Origin of the sequence: Chryseosolibacter histidinae (genome assembly GCF_018598225.1) — a bacterium.
Classification (GTDB): domain Bacteria; phylum Bacteroidota; class Bacteroidia; order Cytophagales; family Cyclobacteriaceae; genus Chryseosolibacter; species Chryseosolibacter histidini.
In genome coordinates this window covers 81,671-98,349 of record NZ_JAHESF010000011.1, presented here as the reverse complement: position 1 = coordinate 98,349, position 16,679 = coordinate 81,671, and the positions used below count along the sequence as shown (strand labels likewise).

The following is a 16,679-nucleotide window of genomic DNA, read 5'->3' as shown; positions in this document are numbered from 1 at the left end:
TGGAACCAAGTTCCACATGCTTTATTTATTCTTAGGTGCATAACCGACGGCTACCACTTCCTGGAGTGCGCCATCGGGTGTGAGTGCTTCTGCTGAGGTGTTCACAACGCCCTCGAGCTTGAACACGATGGGCAGCACCATGCGCTGCTCAACGATGGAGCCTTCCTGTTTTCCAGGAACCCACTTAGGTCCTTCCACCACCAGGCGTTTGGCTTCTTCCGCCAGCACCGGGTCAGGGCTCGCGAGGGCCTTGACCTCAGACACCGAGCCATCTTCTTTTACGAGGAATTCTACGAGCACCTTGCCCTGGATGGATTTTTCACGGGCATCCTTCGGATAGCGCAGGTTACGCTTCAGGTAAGTGTAAAAATTTTCCATACCTCCTTCGGGCAATGGAGAATCCTGCGCCTCTGTCGAAGCCGGCATCGGGCGGTTGTTAACCTGGTCCTGGCAGGCAATGAATACAAAACAACCTGCAACAACGGCGGCTGCAGCGACAAACTTCCACGAGCTTGTGCGCTTTTTTATCGTTCTCATCATTTCGATACGTTTTAATGTTAAAGATTGATTAAAGTGATTGGCGAAAGGAAACTCAACCGATCGCAGTGCAACCTTCGCCAGCAGGCTGCAATACGCGTTCACCTCATCACCCGTTGCAGTGCGCGCGTCTGCTTCGAATTCATGAAGTTGAACGAAGATCTTTTTATAACTATTGACAAAGGGATTGAACCAGAAGAAGATACCGGTGATCTGCAACAACAGATTGTCAAGCGAATGAAACTGTGAAGCGTGCGCGCTTTCGTGCAAAATGATCTTTTGCTTTTCGGAAGCCGTGAGCTTCTGCGCGTTGCCGATGTAGATGAAGTGGAAGAACGAGAACGCAGGTTTGTTCTCTGCCGACTCGATGATCCTGTACCTGCCGTGCCGGTAATGCTTTTCGTAACGCATCCTGATCAGCAGTGCGGTCATTCGCCTCACCAGCAAGGCCAGCAGAAAGAGAACAACCATCACGTAAACAATGCCGGTGATGTTCCACACATCGTACCACTCGCGGCGCGTGCTTTCGCTGGCAATACGCTCTACCACAACCGAAGGCAGAAGCTGTACCGGTGCTGCACTGCCCGCCGCGCTGTTAACGAAGGGGCTATAGCTAAAGTGAAGAAAGGGTGCGATCACCGAGATCACCAGGGCGCCCAGCATAAAGGCCCGCTGGAACCTGAAATTAGTTTCGCGTGACAGCAACAATTTATAAAAAGCCAGGAACAGCAGCAGCGCCAGGTTGGCTTCCATCATGTAATTAATGATCTCCCTCATGATCTTTGTTTTTAAGTTCTTCCAGAAGTTTTTCTATGTCAATCGCATTGAGCTTGTTCTCTTTTGCAAAGAACGATACGAGGTTTTGGAACGAGCCGTTGAAATATCCCTTGATCAGGTTGTTGAGGTAGAACCTCGTGTATTTCTCCTTGCTGATCAGCGGAAAGTACTCGTGCGTTTTGCCATACGCCTTGTGGCCCACAAACCCCTTCGTTTCCAGTATGCGCACAATGGTGGATACGGTGTTATAGGCAGGCTTGGGCTCGGGCATCTTTTCAATGATGTCTTTTACAAAGCCCTTTTCCAGCAGCCATAATATCTGCATCACCTGGTCTTCGGCCCGGGTGAGTTCCTTAAGATCTTTCATTACCTATGTATTTAGGTATAAAACTAAAAAATTAGTTATAAGGAAGCAAGGGACGTGTTAAAAGAATTTTCAGTGAGAGTTTACAGGCACGTCAGGTTTCCCGCTGATTCCGCAGATTGACGCAGAAATTATTTGTGTAGGTCAGAGTGATCTGCGGGAGATGTATTTCTAAGCACCAGGATAGAGGTCCGCGCTGTTTGCCAGCGTTGTAATAAGGAGTCGGGCACTCCTGCAGCAAAATCGAGGGCGCCCAGCAGAAGATCTTCATCGCCATCGCGGTCATAATCGGTTGCTTCCAGGGTTAACCAGCGGCCTGCACTCGCCAAAGAAGTGATCTGTGGCAAGAGCTTACCGTTGTTATTCTCAAAATAGAAGAAGCCCTGCTCGGGGTGATCTTTGAGATCGGGAAAGAAAGCAATGGCCGCCACATCAACGTCACCATCCTGGTCAAAGTCCCGCGCCACAGCCTGTGAAGCACCGGGCATCGCATGAAACCAGCTTTCTTTGAAATGGTTGTTGCCATCATTTAAAAAGAGGCGTACGCCATGATAAGGTTTGAAGATGGAGGAATAGTCGGCATTGTCGCCATTGGAATAAAGGATATCGAATTTTCCATCGCCGTTAAAATCGCAGCGCTCGACATAGCTCGATCCATAAACGGGAGGGAAGCGCAGCAGCACCTGGGGACTGAACCTGAAATCTCCTTCATTAATAAAGAGTGTGATCTGCTCGTCTCCCTGGGTGATCAGCGCGAGGATATCGTTCAGTCCGTCATTGTTAAAATCATCGACAATTGTTTTGCGTGTGCCGGGCAACATGTGAACGGTGTGACGTTTGTATCCATCGGCCGATCTTTCATAAGCCAGCAGCGCTCCGGTGTAATTTCCAAATGCGGCTACCACAAGGTCATCAAGACCGTCATTATTAAGGTCTGCCTGCCGCAGGTGAACGGGTCTTTTGATAGAGTCGATGAGGACGGCCTGTTCGTACTTGGCAGTATTCAACCGGATGATCTTTCCTGCGGGCTGATCATTCGGGTCCATGATGCCCATGCACGATATGATGAGCTCGTTATTTTTTCCGAACAAAATGTGGGAGGGAGGACTTTGAAGCTGAAATGAATCTTCCACTGTAAAGTCAGCGCTCAGCCGGTACAGCTTCGAGAGTCTTGTGCCGGCAAAGATCCTGTGCGTGGAGGAATCGTATTGAACAAGGGTGAGCAAGGGGAGAGGGTTACCGGACAACCGCACCGCTGAAGCCGTAAACTGCTTCTGTTCGGGCAGTACTTCGTGCGCAGGTTGTGTGAGCGAATCAGGCGCATGCTGCAAATAAAAATCACGGATGGCGATCCACTCTTCCTGCGTTACCATGGCTTTGTCGGGCAATGCTTTCATCACTTCGGGCATATCCTGCTGGCTCACGTCTTTCAGCAATGAATAGTCAACGCCCATGCGGAACGCCATCTGGGGCAGCACACCTTTTTCCCATGTTCTTTTATCCAGCAGCGCCGGCTCGGGATAAGTATGGCAGCTGCCGCAGTATTGTTTGGCAAGATGCTCGGGGCTTTTCTGCTCGCATGAACACAATAATCCCAGGTTCAACAGCAGCGTAAACATTGACAGGAGTACTGAACGCATATCGGGGTACAAAGGCATCGGAATAAGGCATTGTGGTGTCAATGTAATAAAAACTTTCTTTGCGGCCCTTTGCGCTCCTCTTTGGTCCTTTGCGTGAACCTTGCATTTGACTGTACTGGAAAACTGTTTCAATTTTATTCTGGAAAAATGTATCATTGTTAAAATTCCAATCAATGAAAAAGTCTACCGTTATTATCCTTTTTCTCTCGCTGGTTTCTTATGTGTCGTTGGCGGCGCCTCCGCGTGAGTATTATGAGCTTCGAACTTATCGTTTCAAGAGCACAGCCCAGCAGGAGCGGGTTGAAGCTTATCTCGAGAAAGCGTTGCTCCCGGCCTTGCATCGCCTGGGTTTTAAAAAGATAGGTGTGTTCAAGCCAGTAGAAACTGATACCACTTATGGAAAAAAGCTGATCGTACTGATCCCCTTTCGTTCGCTGGATGACTTCGACAAACTTCCGGAGAAGCTGGCCAAAGACAAACAGTACCTGGCCGATGGCAAAGACTACATCGATGCCACTTATGACAACCCTCCTTATGCACGGATTGAAACCGCCGTTCTTAAAGCCTTTACAGGCATGCCCGAATCGGCAGTACCCAACCACAAAACGCCGGTGAGCGAACGTGTGTACGAGCTGAGAAGCTACGAAGGCCACACCGAAAAGATCTGGCGCAATAAAGTGCAGATGTTCAATGAAGGCGACGAGGTAGGGTTATTCAAACGACTGGGCTTCAACGCCGTGTTCTACGCTGAAGTACTGGCCGGCAGCACGATGCCGAACCTGATGTACATGACCACTTTTGAGAACAAGGCTTCACGCGATGCGCATTGGGAAGCATTCAGGCAGGATCCGCAGTGGAAGCAGTTGTCGTCGATGCCTGAATACAAGAACAACGTATCGAAGAACGTTACACTCTTCTTCAGGCCCACAGGCTACTCTGATATTTAATGCGTTAGCGGGATTTAGAGGGATGACATTTTTTTGAAAGATGTCATCCCTGCTGCTTAATTGTAAAGTTTGATCTTTTGTGAGACCGCTTTCAGGGTTTCATCAGGACCGACCCAGTTTTCAATGCTCTGCCTGATGGCGTCGATCAGCTCGTGCACAGCCTCCTTGCGGTATCCGAACTTGATGGCGAACAGCTCGCACAACCTTAATTCTTCGCTGTGAATATTCTTGTCAACTGACATCATGTGAACGAGATCGTAAAGTTGTGAGAACTTTTCACGTTCGCTTTTAGGAACTTCAAAAGGTACCGCAGACGAATCGGCCTGGAGGTCTTTCAACTCTTGCAGTGAAATATTTTTTCTTTGAGCGATGTACTCGAGGAACCGCCTTTCTTCGTCAGCCAGTCCTCCGTCGGCTGCGGCGATCTCGAGCAGGTTTTTCAGGTGACTGTTGGCAGTAGCCTTGCCCTGTTTAAAGAGGCTGATGATGTCTTTAAAATTCATGCGGAACGGTATAAAATGCGCCTTGCTCCCTTATTTAAGGGTCCTTAACTATTCAGGCTAAAATAAAGGGAAAAAAGAGACCAGGGCGAATTTCAAATCAAAAAATTTAAAAACACCGAGACTGGCATTCACGAAAAAAAACCGGGCTTTTGATAAACCCGGTTTATAAATAAGAATGACCAGGCGCACGTTTCATGCTATTGGTCACCACCGTCGTCTTGGTTTTGATGCCGCAACAGATCTCAGTTACCTTGACTCTGTTTTGGAATAGGGGATGGAGAAGGACTTTGTTTTCATGGTCTTTGCTCGCTCTCGCACTGGGCGTGAAGTTTCGCGGCACACCTCCAACTAGGTATTTGTGGCCAGACCATGCGTTGACCGCCTGGGTGCAGGGCTGGAGCTGTAACGCTCAATCTGGTCGTGAATGCCCCCTTACAATGTCGGATTTGACCATTTCCGGGCCGTTGAACTGCTGTATATTTGTATCATCAACATCAAGAAAAACCGACTATGAAAAACAAAATCCTTTTCGTCTTATGCCTGCTTTTTGGCCTTATGTTCATTAACGCAGGACTGAACAAATTCTTCAATTACATGCCCGTTCCGCAAGACATGCCGGAAGCAACGATGAAGATGTTTATTGCCATGACCTCGATCTCGTGGCTGATGCCCCTCATCGGCTTCATTGAAGTGGTTGGTGGTGTGCTGATCATCTTTAAAAGAACCAGGGCGCTGGGAGCGATCATGATCCTTCCGATCATGGTAGGTATTGTGCTCACACATTTTACCGTTGCACCCGAAGGTTTGCCGATGGCCCTTATTCTGCTCGCCATCCTGGTATGGGTGATCGTGGAAAACAGGGAAAAATATCTGCCGATGGTAAGGGCCTGACCGACACAAGAACGGCCAACGAATAGCGAATAAGGCAGCCCAAAAGAGGCTGCCTTATTGCTTTCACAGCGCATTCAAAAACAATTTACCGGGAAGCTTTGGGCAGACTTTTTCAACGCAGTTGTAACAAACTACACTGCTACTTTACATCCGCGCTGTCATTGACATGGTGTATGGCCACGACAATGTGCCGAGTTGTGAGATCGCACCTGTTGAAGTATTTACTTTCCACAACAATCCGCTATCCACAATAAATACATAACCATCTTTAGCAGTCATGGCTACTGTATTGGGCCATGATCCAGCGCCCAGTGTGCTTACGACGCCGGTGCTTGTGTGAACTCTCCACAAAACGCCGCCCTGCACGGCATAAACGTAGCTTCCTGTGGCAGCCATGGCAACCGTTCCTGCCCATCCGTCAGGATATTGACTGTAGGTGGATACTGCTCCCGAAGAAGTATGAACCCTCCAAAGGGTACCACCTTGCACAGCATAGATGTAAGAGCCAATGGCAGTCATTGCTTCGGTGCCTGCCCATCCGTCGGAGTAGTCACCAAAGGCAATCACATCGCCATTGCCGGCATTCACCCGCCATAATGTGCCAGCCTGAATGGCATAAACATAACCACTCAAAGCAGTCATTGCTTCAGTGCCTGCCCAGCCTGTTCCATAGGGGCCAAATGGCGTATAGGAAGCATTCGTTGTAGGATCACTTCGCCACAGCTCGCCATAAGCAACACCAAAAATGTAACCATTGGTTGAGGCCATGGCAACGAAAGGAGAATTGTCGTGATAATAGGTATATCCCGTACCGGTGTTGTAGTCGATCGCTTTCGCTTCATAACCATTGTTGATGTACAGCTCCTCGGGAACATACGTAGTGGCTATACGCGCTGTGCTTCGCTGACGTTGCTCGTCAGAAAGTTTTTCGGTAAAACCTTCGGAGACAGGGAACTGCCGATCCGATTTCTGCTTGTTGATGGGGCGAATGGTTTCTTTTTCCTGGCATCCCAGCGCAACCAACGCTATGGATACCGCCCATAAGAGGTGTTTTTTCATAAAACTCATTGTTTAATGTGAATAATAATTTTTGTTATGCGGGCAAATACGGGAACGCCGTTGACAACTGCTGTCAGCGGTGTGAACATGAGTTTTTCAAATGGAATTGCGGCAAACACGCTTCATCCCGATGCGGGAAACGGCGTGAGTGGAATGAAGATTAAAACAGGAGCGTGGCGACTAAAACGAATTCGTAAAACAATACGAAAGAATATTGGCACCCATCCTCAGCGCCTGCTGCCGTTTTTCTTCGGGGTCGTTGTGAATGCGCTGATCTTCCCACCCGTTGCCGAGGTCGGTCTCGTAAGAATAAAAAACAACAAGGCGGCCTTCGTAGATCAGTCCGAAGCCTTGTGGTGGCTTGCCGTCGTGCTCATGGATTTTGGGCAGCCCGCGTGTGAAGTTGAATTTCTGATGATAGACCGGATGCTCGAACGGTAGCTCTATCAGCTCGAGCTCGGGAAAAACTTTCTTCAGCTCTATGCGGATAAATTTGTCGAGACCATAGTTATCATCAATGTGCAGAAAACCTCCGGCCATCAGGTACTTTCTCAGGTTGGCGGCTTCGCTGTCTGAAAAAACAACATTGCCATGTCCCGTCATATAAATATAGGGATAGAGAAAAATGTCATTGCTCTGCACCTCAACGATGTCTTCTTCCGGTGCCAGGTTCATGCCCAGCTCCGCATTGCAGAATTTGATCAGGTTCGGGAGCGCCGTTTTATTCGCATACCAATCGCCACCGCCATTGTATTTAAGCTTCGCAATTTTTACCTGTCCCTGTCCGTAAACCAGGGTGGAGGCCGCGAAAATCAGTAAAACGAGCAGAAATCTCACATATCGGGTTACCATAACTCAGTTTTCAAGACTTAAAAATGTAAAATTTTTTGCTTTTATGGCTTAAACCTTGCCAATAAAGGTCCATCTAAGCAGCATTAAAAGAAACAAAACTAACTATGAAAACTAACAGGTTTCTGAAAAGCACAACGATTCTCATGATCGCGGCCATTGCGGTGGTGTCTTCGTGTAACGATGAGGAGAGAATAACCCTCAAGGATACACAGGATATTACCGAAGAAGCGCTCACGGACTCATACTTCCAGGATATGGATGATATGGCCGGTGTAGCGGTTCAGGCAGACGCGGCAACAGCGGGCGGAAGGGTGGCCAGCGGCGCACGTTCCATCACTGTTCAGGACGACCGGTTCAACTGCAGCGGCATCGTGATCTCCATCGAGCCCGATGCGGCATCCACGCAGGAAGTGCCCAAAGGAAAGATCACCGTGGATTTCGGTACCACAGGATGTACAGATGTTCGTGGCAATGTGAGAACCGGCAAGCTGATCTTCACCTACAACGGCAGGAGATTCATTCCTGGCTCAACCGTGGTAACAACCTCCGAGAACTACACCATCAACAGCGTGAAGCTTGAAGGAACCCGTACGCTAACCAACGTTTCAGGCAGCACTGCCGATGCCCCAAGGTTCAACATCAAGCTGCAGAACGGCAAGGCTACTTTCGTGGATGGAACCACAGCCACCCGTACGTCAGACATCACCACACAGTGGGTGAGGGCCACAAGTCCTGTCAATGATAAGCTGTTGATCGAGCAAAGCAGCACAGCAAGCGGAACTACAAGAGGCGGAAGAACTTATGCTGTGTCACTGCTCGCTGCCCTTGAGTTCAAACGCGCCTGTGGCATGGCCGTGACCGGCATCAAGAAATATGTGATCGACGGCGACAAAGAGATCACGATCAACTACGGCGACGGAACCTGCGATAAATCTGTTACCATCACGGTTAACGGCGTTACCAGAAATCTGCAGGTAAACTAAATCTGCAGGTAAACTAAATAGACTTATCCCGATTCAAAGAGGTCCGTTAATGCGGACCTTTTTTGTTGCCAGTTGCCAGTTGCCGGTTTCGTGAGGTGTACACCTTCAAGTTCGTGCTCCGATAGAGGGGGATGGAATTCGTAAAGTTTTTTTTCTCTCTGGAATTGAAGCACAACGGTGAACATTAACATGGCTCCCAACTGGCAACCGGTAACCGGCAACTGGCAACCAGTTCTGGTTTTTAAGAAAGTAAAACCCGATCTTAACGCGGCTATGACCTTCGATCTCAGGCAAAAGCTTTATCGGTGTTACGAATTCTTGTATTATCAGCAGGTAATTTTTGGCAACAGGTTAAAAAAGATCTTTCAAAAAAAAGCCGACAATCACTACCTGTTCATTCTGGCTCCTCCGTTCTCAGGCTCGACGCTGTTGAACGAGCTTCTGTCTACATCTTCCCATGTCAGCACCAACAACGCCCTGGGTACCCGTGAAGGACAACAATTGCCGGGTGTGCGGAAGCTTCTGTGGGAATCGAAAAATAAATACGATCCTGAAACACCGTACGACTGGCCCTTTATCCGCCGGCAATGGCTGAAGTACTGGGATGTTACCAAACCCGTGCTGCTGGAAAAAAGTCCGCCGAACATCGTCAGGGCCACGGAGCTCACGCATCACTTCGTGCCCGCAAGCTTTATCATCATGGTACGAGATCCGTATGCCGTATGCGAAAGCATGATCCGACGCGGACAGAATGCAGCGGAAGCGGCCGCATTTACCGTTCGCTGCTTACGGTTTCAGAAGCAGAATATTGAAAAGCTTCAGCGCTTTATCTTTTTCAGCTACGAAGCGCTGACCGATGCCCCTGAGACCATCCGGGAAAAATTAATTGCCTTCATGCCAGCGCTGCAAGACCTTGATATACACCGCATCTTCAAAGCCCACAACTTTAAAAACGCACCGATGCCTATCGGGAACATGAACAGTGAGAAGGTGGCCAACCTGGACAAAACGCAGGTAGCGGAGCTCAACAGGGTTTTCAGGCAAAACGAAGATATACTTTCCTATTTTAATTATCACCTTCGGTTGTGAGTGGCTTCGTGCTCAGGATCAAAAACTTATTGTAAGAAGCGTGGAAATCCGGTTTTAAAATAAACAGAACGACCCGGTTTTGTGTTATTACATTTAATTACTTTAGCGGTCGCATATCTTAGAAATAATGGAACAGTACCATCAGCTCCTGAAACACATCCTGGCAAACGGCCACCGGAAAGAAGACCGCACGGGTGTGGGTACACTTTCCGTTTTCGGGTACCAGATGAGGTTCGATCTTGCCCAGGGATTTCCGCTGGTGACAACCAAAAAGCTTCACCTGAAATCCATCATCTATGAACTGTTGTGGTTCCTCAACGGCGATACCAATATCAAATACCTGAAAGATCACGGGGTTTCTATCTGGGATGAGTGGGCGGATGAGAACGGTGACCTCGGTCCTGTATATGGATACCAGTGGCGAAGCTGGCCAGGGCGCAATGGTGCGAAGATAGACCAGATCACCAAGTTGATGGATCAGCTCAGATCTAAACCTGACTCCCGTCGCCATATCGTCACGGCATGGAATCCCGCGGACGTAGATCAGATGGCGCTGCCTCCGTGCCATGCGCTATTCCAGTTCTATGTGGCCGATGGTAAACTTTCATGTCAGCTCTATCAGCGCTCATGCGATACATTCCTGGGGCTGCCTTTCAACATTGCCTCGTATGCGCTATTGGTCCACATGATCGCCCAGCAATGCAACCTCGGGGTTGGTGATTTTGTATGGACCGGTGGCGATGTCCATATTTACAGCAACCACATCGAACAGGTCAACCTCCAGCTTACGCGCGAGCCTTATCCGCTGCCTGCGCTGCACCTAAGAAGAAAACCTGCTTCTATTTTTGATTACCAGTTCGAAGATTTTGAGATCCGTAATTACCAGGCGCATCCTTCTATCAAAGCACCGATAGCCGTTTGAGATTGTCATGAGAAAGACCCTGCCACTGTTCATCGTTGGTATCGTGCTGATTGTTTCGTGTATGCCAAAAAAGGCTGATGAAAAGCCTACGGGTAAACTGAATGGCCTGCACAAGTATTACTTTCCTGACGGCAGCCTCTACCTTGAGGTGAATTACAAAGACAGCATTCCCCATGGTACTTTCAAAAGATATTTCAAGAACGGTAAACTGCTGGAGCAGTCGGAATACGTGAAAGGTGTGCTGCACGGGCCGTCTAAGAAATATCATGAGAACGGCCAGCTCTCCACGGAGACCTCTTATGACAGTGGCCGGGTTCACGGCATTGTAAAAAAATACAGAAAGGACGGAACACCTGCCTATGAAGCACCTTACCACTATGATCATCCCTGTGTGGGATTGAAGGAGTATTACCTGAGTGGCAATCCTGTCAATAATTATCCGAACATTGTGGTACGGGCCGACGATAAACTTTTCGAAGAAGATCTGTACACCTTAAAAATTTCTTTGTCTGATGGGAGCAAGGTCGTAGAATTCTTCAGGGGAAGGCTTACCAATGGCAAATATGTTGGAAAAGAGTGTCAGCCGATCCATACCAAAGAGGGGACCGGGTATATTTACTACACGCTTCCACGGGGTGGTTTTGCGATGGAAAAGATCAACATCATCGCCAAGATCAAGACCGATCTCAGCAATTATTACATCACACAGCTGACCTACAACCTCGCGATCGAGAACCGATAGTTAATTGATCATCCTTTTGCGGCTTTCCAGCTCATAGTTGTCGGGCGAAAGCTCCAGGCCTTTGTTGATAATGACCTTTGCCTTGGAAGATTGCCCTTTCTTGAAGTAGTATACTGCGGCGGCAGAGTAAGCGCGGCCTATCAGGTAAACGTCGTAGCGGGCCTCATTGTGCGCCTTGAAAAATTCTTCGAATACATTTCTATACTTTTCACCCTCCGCAGGCTTGCCCGATTCAAACAAGATCTGCATCTCTCTCACGTATACGTTGCCCAGCATCTCGTTGAAGATATTGTTTTGCAGCAGCGGAGGATGTTGCACGGTATATTGTTCCAGGGTCTTCAGCACTTCGGAGTTTGACAGGTTCCTGAGCGATTGTGTAATGGCGCTGATGAATATGCCGTTGGTTTCCTGGTGTTTGGGTTTGATGGTGAGGCACTGTTGAATGAACGGGATACTTTCCCTGAATCGTGCCTGGTTATACAGCACACGTCCATTCTCATAGTGATAGATGAAGCTGATCTCATCGCGCAGTGTTTCGTCCTGCAGGTTCTTATGCAGCTGCGTGTAGTAGGCCTTCATCTTTTCGGTCTCGCCCTTGTTGAGCAGTAGCTCATCGACCACACGGATGAACTCACCCTGGATCATTTCAGGTGTGATACCATATTTTTTAAAACGCGAAAGCTTGGCCAGGTATGAGGCATGCACAGAATCTTTGTCAGCCCTGTTCTTGAAGGCCTGGTGCATCAGGCTCATCAGCGTGTAGGCCATGCGCTTTGAAGGGTAAAAGAGGTATGCTTTTTCTACCTGACTGGCAGCCTCCTGGAATTTCTCTTGTTCGGCATGGTACAGTGCATCGTTGAAATACTGCAGGCCAACGAGCTGTGAGAGCGTGATGTTCTCCTGTTCGCCGAAGTAGAATTTGTCGAACAGCATATCGGTGCTGGCGCCGGCAAACTCCTGAGCGCTGATCACCTTCTGCTCCCTGAGCACCTTTACATAATTCTGCTTGAATTGCGGATCGATGGTCCTGAAAGCATTGACCGGGGTAGTGGTCTCAACCATGATGCGTTCGGCATCCGGAAAGGCGATCAGGTAAACGTGGGTTGGCTCTTCCTTGATGGTGAACGGAATATTGAAATGCTGGAATGCCAGTCCGTAAAGCGCGGAAGCTGAGACGCAATTGTAGTAGCCATTGTAAAAGATATCCTCAAAATGGTTTTTCATCTCATACTTATTGAGAAACGCCTTGTGAACGTCGTCATAGATGAGCTTGATCTTCTTGTCGTTCTTTTTGGCTTTTTCCGTGCCGATCTTGTCGAGGTGCGTATAGAACCGGGCACGGGCGCCGTCGATATCGGTGTCCTTCAGCAGGTTTCCGTTGGCCATGAAGAGCAGGAACAGATCCGATTTCTGGTGGAGGAAATGATCGTCGAGCACCTTTTTCTCAAAGGCTGAGGAGTGGCTGATGTCTGAATAAGTGACGGGATTTTCCTGTGCGCTGGCGGCCAGGGCAAGCCACAGACCGGTGAGCAGGAGCATAACGATTCTCATACAATGCAGTAGATAGGGCCAGGATACAAAGCTAATCGTTTTGCCTCTATTTATTGGATACGTTGTGGGGTTGCGTGGTTAAACGCTTATTAAACGTTTGGTTTTCAAAATATTAACGGATTCTTTGGCCGGCGCCGCGTGCGTTGCCTGGCGGATGTAAAATGCCGATGAACGGATGCAACCTATTTTTGACAGACTGTTGTAATTTCTGTAACTATTACATCTTTTTACCGACAGATTGCGTATTGAAAACCAAATGGCAGAAAAAAGCAGTGTTTTTGACATGATAGGGCCTATAATGATAGGACCTTCCAGTTCTCACACGGCTGGCGTTGTGCGTATAGCCCGCACTGCGCTGAAATTGCTGGGAGACCGGCCCGATGAGGCCGAGATCGTGTTCTACAATTCCTTTGCCCGTACCTATGAAGGGCATGGCAGCGACCGGGCGATCATCGCCGGGCTTCTCGACTTTAAAACAGACGACAAACGTATCAAAGATGCGTTAGACATTGCCGCCCGGGAAAACCTGGTCTACAAGTTTAAATCCATCGGCAACGCTTCTGCACTCCATCCCAACACCATCCGCCTTACCCTGAAGAAAGGGAATAAGGAGATCGAGGTGCTGGGCGAAAGCAAAGGGGGAGGAGTGATCAACATCGCGGAGGTGAACGGTTTTAAGGCCGACTTCACGGCAAACCTCCATACGCTGATCATCACGGCAGGGGATGTAAAGGGCAGCATCGCCTTCATCGCCGACGTGCTGGCCCATGACGATTGTAACATTGCCACCATGTCTGTATCCCGGAAAGGAAAAAATGATGTGGCCTGCCTTGTTATTGAGATGGATTCCGGCATCAAGACTGTAACATTAGAGTACCTGAGGAGTCTTAGCTGGGTAAAAGAGATCATTTATATACCTGATATTGACCGATAAAGTGTTATGAACAAAGTTTTACTCTTTTTTCTTGTGTGTTTTCTGGCAACCAACGCTTTTGCGCAGACCAGTGAAGGAACGGCCGTGAAGGTCTGGACCCTGAAGGAATGTGTGGATTATGCGCTGGCCAACAACCTGGATGTGCAGCGGAGCCAGTATAACGTGGAAAGCGCCGAGATCAACCATCTCCAATCCAAGATGGCCATGTTCCCCAGCCTGAACGGTTCCATTTCAACGGGCTACAACTGGGGTCGTTCCATCAACCCTGTAACCAACGAATTTACCACCCAGGAGATCAGATCGCTGAGCCCCAATGCCAACAGCTCCGTTACTCTCTTTAACGGGCTTCGGATCCAGAATACCATCAGGCAAAATGCCCGCGACCACGAGGCTTCGGAACAGGACCTGCTCAAAACAAAAAACGATGTAGCCCTGAACGTGATCAACCTGTACATCAACGTGATCTTCAACAAGGAGCTACTGGAGAACGCCAAGTCACAGCTGAGCTCGAGCCAGGAACAGCTTGAGCGTACTAAAAAACAGGTGGCCGCCGGCGCATTACCTTTATCAAACGAGCTGAACCTCGATGCCCAGGTAGCCACCAACGAGCTGAACGTGATCAACAACGAAAACTCCCTGAACTTTTCGCTGCTGCGGCTGAAGCAGGCATTGCAACTTCCGGCATCTACCGCTATGGATGTTGAAGTACCCGACGTAAGTGTAGAAGACCTGGTGATAGATCAGTCCAGCCAGCAGATCTTCGAGATCGCGAAGCAAACAATGCCCGAGATCAGAAGTGCTGAGTTGAAAGTGCGCAGCTCATATTACGCCGCAAAAGCGGCCAGGGGTAACCTGTATCCACGATTGAGCCTCAGCGGTTCCATCAACAGTAACTACTCCAGCGCCAACGATATTGCACGCCTCATTCCTGATGGTGGCAGCGAGATTCAGGTTGTTCAGATCGGATACTGGGATTCTAACGGTACCCCCATGCCCGTGTACAGGAATAATGTGATACCGACGGGGAGCATGAGCGATGGCTATGGATATCGCGACCAGCTTTCGGATAACATCTTCAGGTCTGTGGGCCTGACTTTGACCATTCCGATCTTCAATGGCCTGCAGGCCAGGGCTGGTGTCAGGCGCGCTGTGATCGCCGAACGTGTTGCTGAGATATCGGCCAAACAAGTGCATCAAACTTTGCGTCAGAACGTAGAGACGGCCTTTACCGATGCTGTGGCGGCTTCCAAGAGCTACAATTCGTCACTGCGGCAGGTGCAGGCAAGGGAAGAGGCTTATCGCATCACCAAACAACGGTTCGATATCGGCGCAGCTAATTATGTAGAGTACAGGGTAGCGGAGAACGATCTTTTCCAGGGAAGGAGCGACCTCGCGCGTGCCAAATACAACTTTATTTTCAGGAAAAAACTTTTGGATTTTTATCAAGGCAAACCTCTCGGATTTTAATACACGTACCCCAATGGCAAAGCAAAAACGCAAAGACAACAAGCTTATTTACTGGCTCATCGGAGCTGTAGCAGTTCTTTTAATTTTTATCGTGGTAGGAAAGTCCGCCGGCTGGATAGGAAAGCCCAAGGAGATGGAAGTTGAGCTGGCGAAAGCCAAACGCGCTACCATCATCGAAAAAGTAAGTGCTTCAGGAACGGTGCAGCCCGTTACAGAGGTTAAGATCGCCCCGGAAGTTTCTGGTGAGATCATCGGCCTGCTTATCGAAGAAGGCGATTCCGTGAGAAAAGGTCAGCCCCTGGTAAGGATCCGCCCCGATACCTGGCAAAGTCAGCTCGAACGCGCGCAAGCCGGCCTCAGCCAGCAGCACGCCAACCTCGAGCAGTCTGAAGCCAACCTGCAACGCGCAAAAGCCACCTTTATCAGGGCCGAACAGGAATACAAACGCCAGGAGAAGCTCTGGAACGAAAAAGTAATTTCAGAAGCAGACTGGCAGCTGGCCAAACAAAACTTCGCCGTAGCCCAGAGCGATGTTACCTCGGCAGAACAGGCTGTGGAAGCAGCCAAGTTCGTGATCCGCAGCACGGAAGCATCGTTGCGCGAAGCACGTGAGAATTTCCGCAAGACCTCGGTAGATGCGCCCATGCACGGTGTGGTGTCCAAACTTATTGTAAGAAACGGCGAGCGCGTTGTAGGAACGGCTACCATGGCCGGTACCGAAATGCTGAGGATCGCAGACCTCAACAAGATGGAAGTTCGTGTCAACGTGAATGAGAATGACATCGTACGGGTTTCTGTAGGCGATACCGCGATTATCGACGTGGACTCTTACTCCAACATCAACAAAGAGTTCAAAGGTATTGTTACCCTGATCGCCAATACGGCAAAAGACAAAACGTCGGCCGATGCCATCACTGAGTTTGAAGTGCGGATCCTCATCCTTGCTTCTTCATACCAGGACCTGGTGAAGGAGGGCAACAAGTTTCCCTTCAGACCCGGCATGACCGCCAGTGTTGACATCATCACCACCCGCAAAGAGAATGTGTTGTCAGTACCGCTGGCAGCCGTGACCACGCGTAACCCCGATGACAAGGATGGTTCGAAAGAAGAGAACAAGGGAGGACCGCAGAACGGGAACAACAACAATAACCAGAATACAGCCCAGAAACCGGCTAAAAAAGCTGACGACAAGATCGTAATATTCATCAATGAGAAGGGTACAGCGAAGATGGTCGAAGTGAAAACCGGTATCAGCGATTACGACAATATCGAGATCCTTTCGGGCATCAGCGACAGTACGGAAGTGGTGACCGGACCTTTCCTGGTGGTCTCCAAACGATTGAAAGACGGGGAAAAGATCCGCATGGCCGAGAAAAAGGAAGAAAAGAAGAACGGAGAAGGGAAGTAGCCATAAGGTAATT

16 protein-coding genes are annotated in these 16,679 nt (G+C 49.1%); 9 read left to right on the top strand and 7 right to left on the bottom strand.

Annotation, left to right across the window (positions count from 1 at the left end; all coding sequences use genetic code 11):
* Nucleotides 1–21 precede the first annotated feature (21 nt).
* The 3 genes from KK083_RS12960 to KK083_RS12950 all read right to left on the bottom strand — a co-directional run bounded on the left by KK083_RS12960 (nucleotide 22) and on the right by KK083_RS12950 (nucleotide 3,318).
* Nucleotides 22–1,314, bottom strand: a complete 1,293-nt coding sequence (locus KK083_RS12960; protein ID WP_254163667.1) for a M56 family metallopeptidase — start codon at nucleotides 1,312–1,314, stop codon at nucleotides 22–24.
* Nucleotides 1,298–1,681 carry a BlaI/MecI/CopY family transcriptional regulator gene (locus KK083_RS12955; protein WP_254163666.1) on the bottom strand — a complete coding sequence of 128 codons (384 nt, stop codon included), beginning with the start codon at nucleotides 1,679–1,681 and terminating at the stop codon, nucleotides 1,298–1,300. Before KK083_RS12955 ends, KK083_RS12960 begins: the two co-directional genes overlap by 17 nt.
* 128 nt (nucleotides 1,682–1,809) lie before the next feature.
* The gene (locus tag KK083_RS12950; RefSeq protein ID WP_254163665.1) at nucleotides 1,810–3,318 is read right to left on the bottom strand and encodes an FG-GAP repeat domain-containing protein; all 1,509 of its coding nucleotides are present in this window, start codon (nucleotides 3,316–3,318) and stop codon (nucleotides 1,810–1,812) included.
* A gap of 173 nt (nucleotides 3,319–3,491) precedes the next feature.
* Here KK083_RS12950 and KK083_RS12945 point away from each other — a divergent pair, with 173 nt between their 5' ends.
* Complete coding sequence (locus tag KK083_RS12945; RefSeq protein ID WP_254163664.1) at nucleotides 3,492–4,265, top strand: NIPSNAP family protein; 774 nt, start codon at nucleotides 3,492–3,494, stop codon at nucleotides 4,263–4,265.
* A 56-nt stretch (nucleotides 4,266–4,321) separates the two neighbouring features.
* Here KK083_RS12945 and KK083_RS12940 read toward each other — a convergent pair whose 3' ends face one another.
* The gene (locus KK083_RS12940; RefSeq protein ID WP_254163663.1) at nucleotides 4,322–4,768 is read right to left on the bottom strand and encodes a tellurite resistance TerB family protein; all 447 of its coding nucleotides are present in this window, start codon (nucleotides 4,766–4,768) and stop codon (nucleotides 4,322–4,324) included.
* A gap of 510 nt (nucleotides 4,769–5,278) precedes the next feature.
* Between KK083_RS12940 and KK083_RS12935 the strand changes: the two genes are divergently transcribed.
* Nucleotides 5,279–5,659, top strand: a complete 381-nt coding sequence (locus tag KK083_RS12935) for a DoxX family protein (RefSeq protein WP_254163662.1) — start codon at nucleotides 5,279–5,281, stop codon at nucleotides 5,657–5,659.
* A 144-nt stretch (nucleotides 5,660–5,803) separates the two neighbouring features.
* Here KK083_RS12935 and KK083_RS12930 read toward each other — a convergent pair whose 3' ends face one another.
* Nucleotides 5,804–6,718, bottom strand: a complete 915-nt coding sequence (locus KK083_RS12930; protein ID WP_254163661.1) for a YncE family protein — start codon at nucleotides 6,716–6,718, stop codon at nucleotides 5,804–5,806.
* Nucleotides 6,719–6,898: 180 nt separating this feature from the next.
* Nucleotides 6,899–7,570, bottom strand: a complete 672-nt coding sequence (locus KK083_RS12925) for a DUF4159 domain-containing protein (RefSeq protein ID WP_254163660.1) — start codon at nucleotides 7,568–7,570, stop codon at nucleotides 6,899–6,901.
* A gap of 104 nt (nucleotides 7,571–7,674) precedes the next feature.
* Between KK083_RS12925 and KK083_RS12920 the strand changes: the two genes are divergently transcribed.
* The 4 genes from KK083_RS12920 to KK083_RS12905 all read left to right on the top strand — a co-directional run bounded on the left by KK083_RS12920 (nucleotide 7,675) and on the right by KK083_RS12905 (nucleotide 11,306).
* Nucleotides 7,675–8,553 (top strand): hypothetical protein, encoded by an 879-nt coding sequence (locus KK083_RS12920; protein ID WP_254163659.1) that lies wholly within the window; start codon nucleotides 7,675–7,677, stop codon nucleotides 8,551–8,553.
* A gap of 189 nt (nucleotides 8,554–8,742) precedes the next feature.
* Nucleotides 8,743–9,642 (top strand): sulfotransferase, encoded by a 900-nt coding sequence (locus tag KK083_RS12915; protein ID WP_254163658.1) that lies wholly within the window; start codon nucleotides 8,743–8,745, stop codon nucleotides 9,640–9,642.
* A 127-nt stretch (nucleotides 9,643–9,769) separates the two neighbouring features.
* Nucleotides 9,770–10,564 (top strand): thymidylate synthase, encoded by a 795-nt coding sequence (gene thyA, locus KK083_RS12910; RefSeq protein ID WP_254163657.1) that lies wholly within the window; start codon nucleotides 9,770–9,772, stop codon nucleotides 10,562–10,564.
* Between the two features lie 7 nt (nucleotides 10,565–10,571).
* Nucleotides 10,572–11,306 (top strand): toxin-antitoxin system YwqK family antitoxin, encoded by a 735-nt coding sequence (locus KK083_RS12905; RefSeq protein ID WP_254163656.1) that lies wholly within the window; start codon nucleotides 10,572–10,574, stop codon nucleotides 11,304–11,306.
* Here KK083_RS12905 and KK083_RS12900 read toward each other — a convergent pair whose 3' ends face one another.
* Entirely contained in the window at nucleotides 11,307–12,857 is a 1,551-nt protein-coding gene (locus KK083_RS12900) for a hypothetical protein (protein ID WP_254163655.1), read from the bottom strand.
* Nucleotides 12,858–13,113: 256 nt separating this feature from the next.
* On the opposite strand from KK083_RS12900, the gene sdaAB reads away from it, so the two are divergent.
* Genes sdaAB through KK083_RS12885 form a run of 3 tightly spaced genes read left to right on the top strand, consistent with a single transcriptional unit; the run spans nucleotide 13,114 to nucleotide 16,666 of the window.
* The gene (gene sdaAB / locus KK083_RS12895; protein WP_254163654.1) at nucleotides 13,114–13,791 is read left to right on the top strand and encodes an L-serine ammonia-lyase, iron-sulfur-dependent subunit beta; all 678 of its coding nucleotides are present in this window, start codon (nucleotides 13,114–13,116) and stop codon (nucleotides 13,789–13,791) included.
* Between the two features lie 6 nt (nucleotides 13,792–13,797).
* The gene (locus KK083_RS12890; RefSeq protein ID WP_254163653.1) at nucleotides 13,798–15,258 is read left to right on the top strand and encodes a TolC family protein; all 1,461 of its coding nucleotides are present in this window, start codon (nucleotides 13,798–13,800) and stop codon (nucleotides 15,256–15,258) included.
* A 13-nt stretch (nucleotides 15,259–15,271) separates the two neighbouring features.
* Nucleotides 15,272–16,666 (top strand): efflux RND transporter periplasmic adaptor subunit, encoded by a 1,395-nt coding sequence (locus KK083_RS12885; RefSeq protein ID WP_254163652.1) that lies wholly within the window; start codon nucleotides 15,272–15,274, stop codon nucleotides 16,664–16,666.
* Nucleotides 16,667–16,679: the final 13 nt, after the last annotated feature.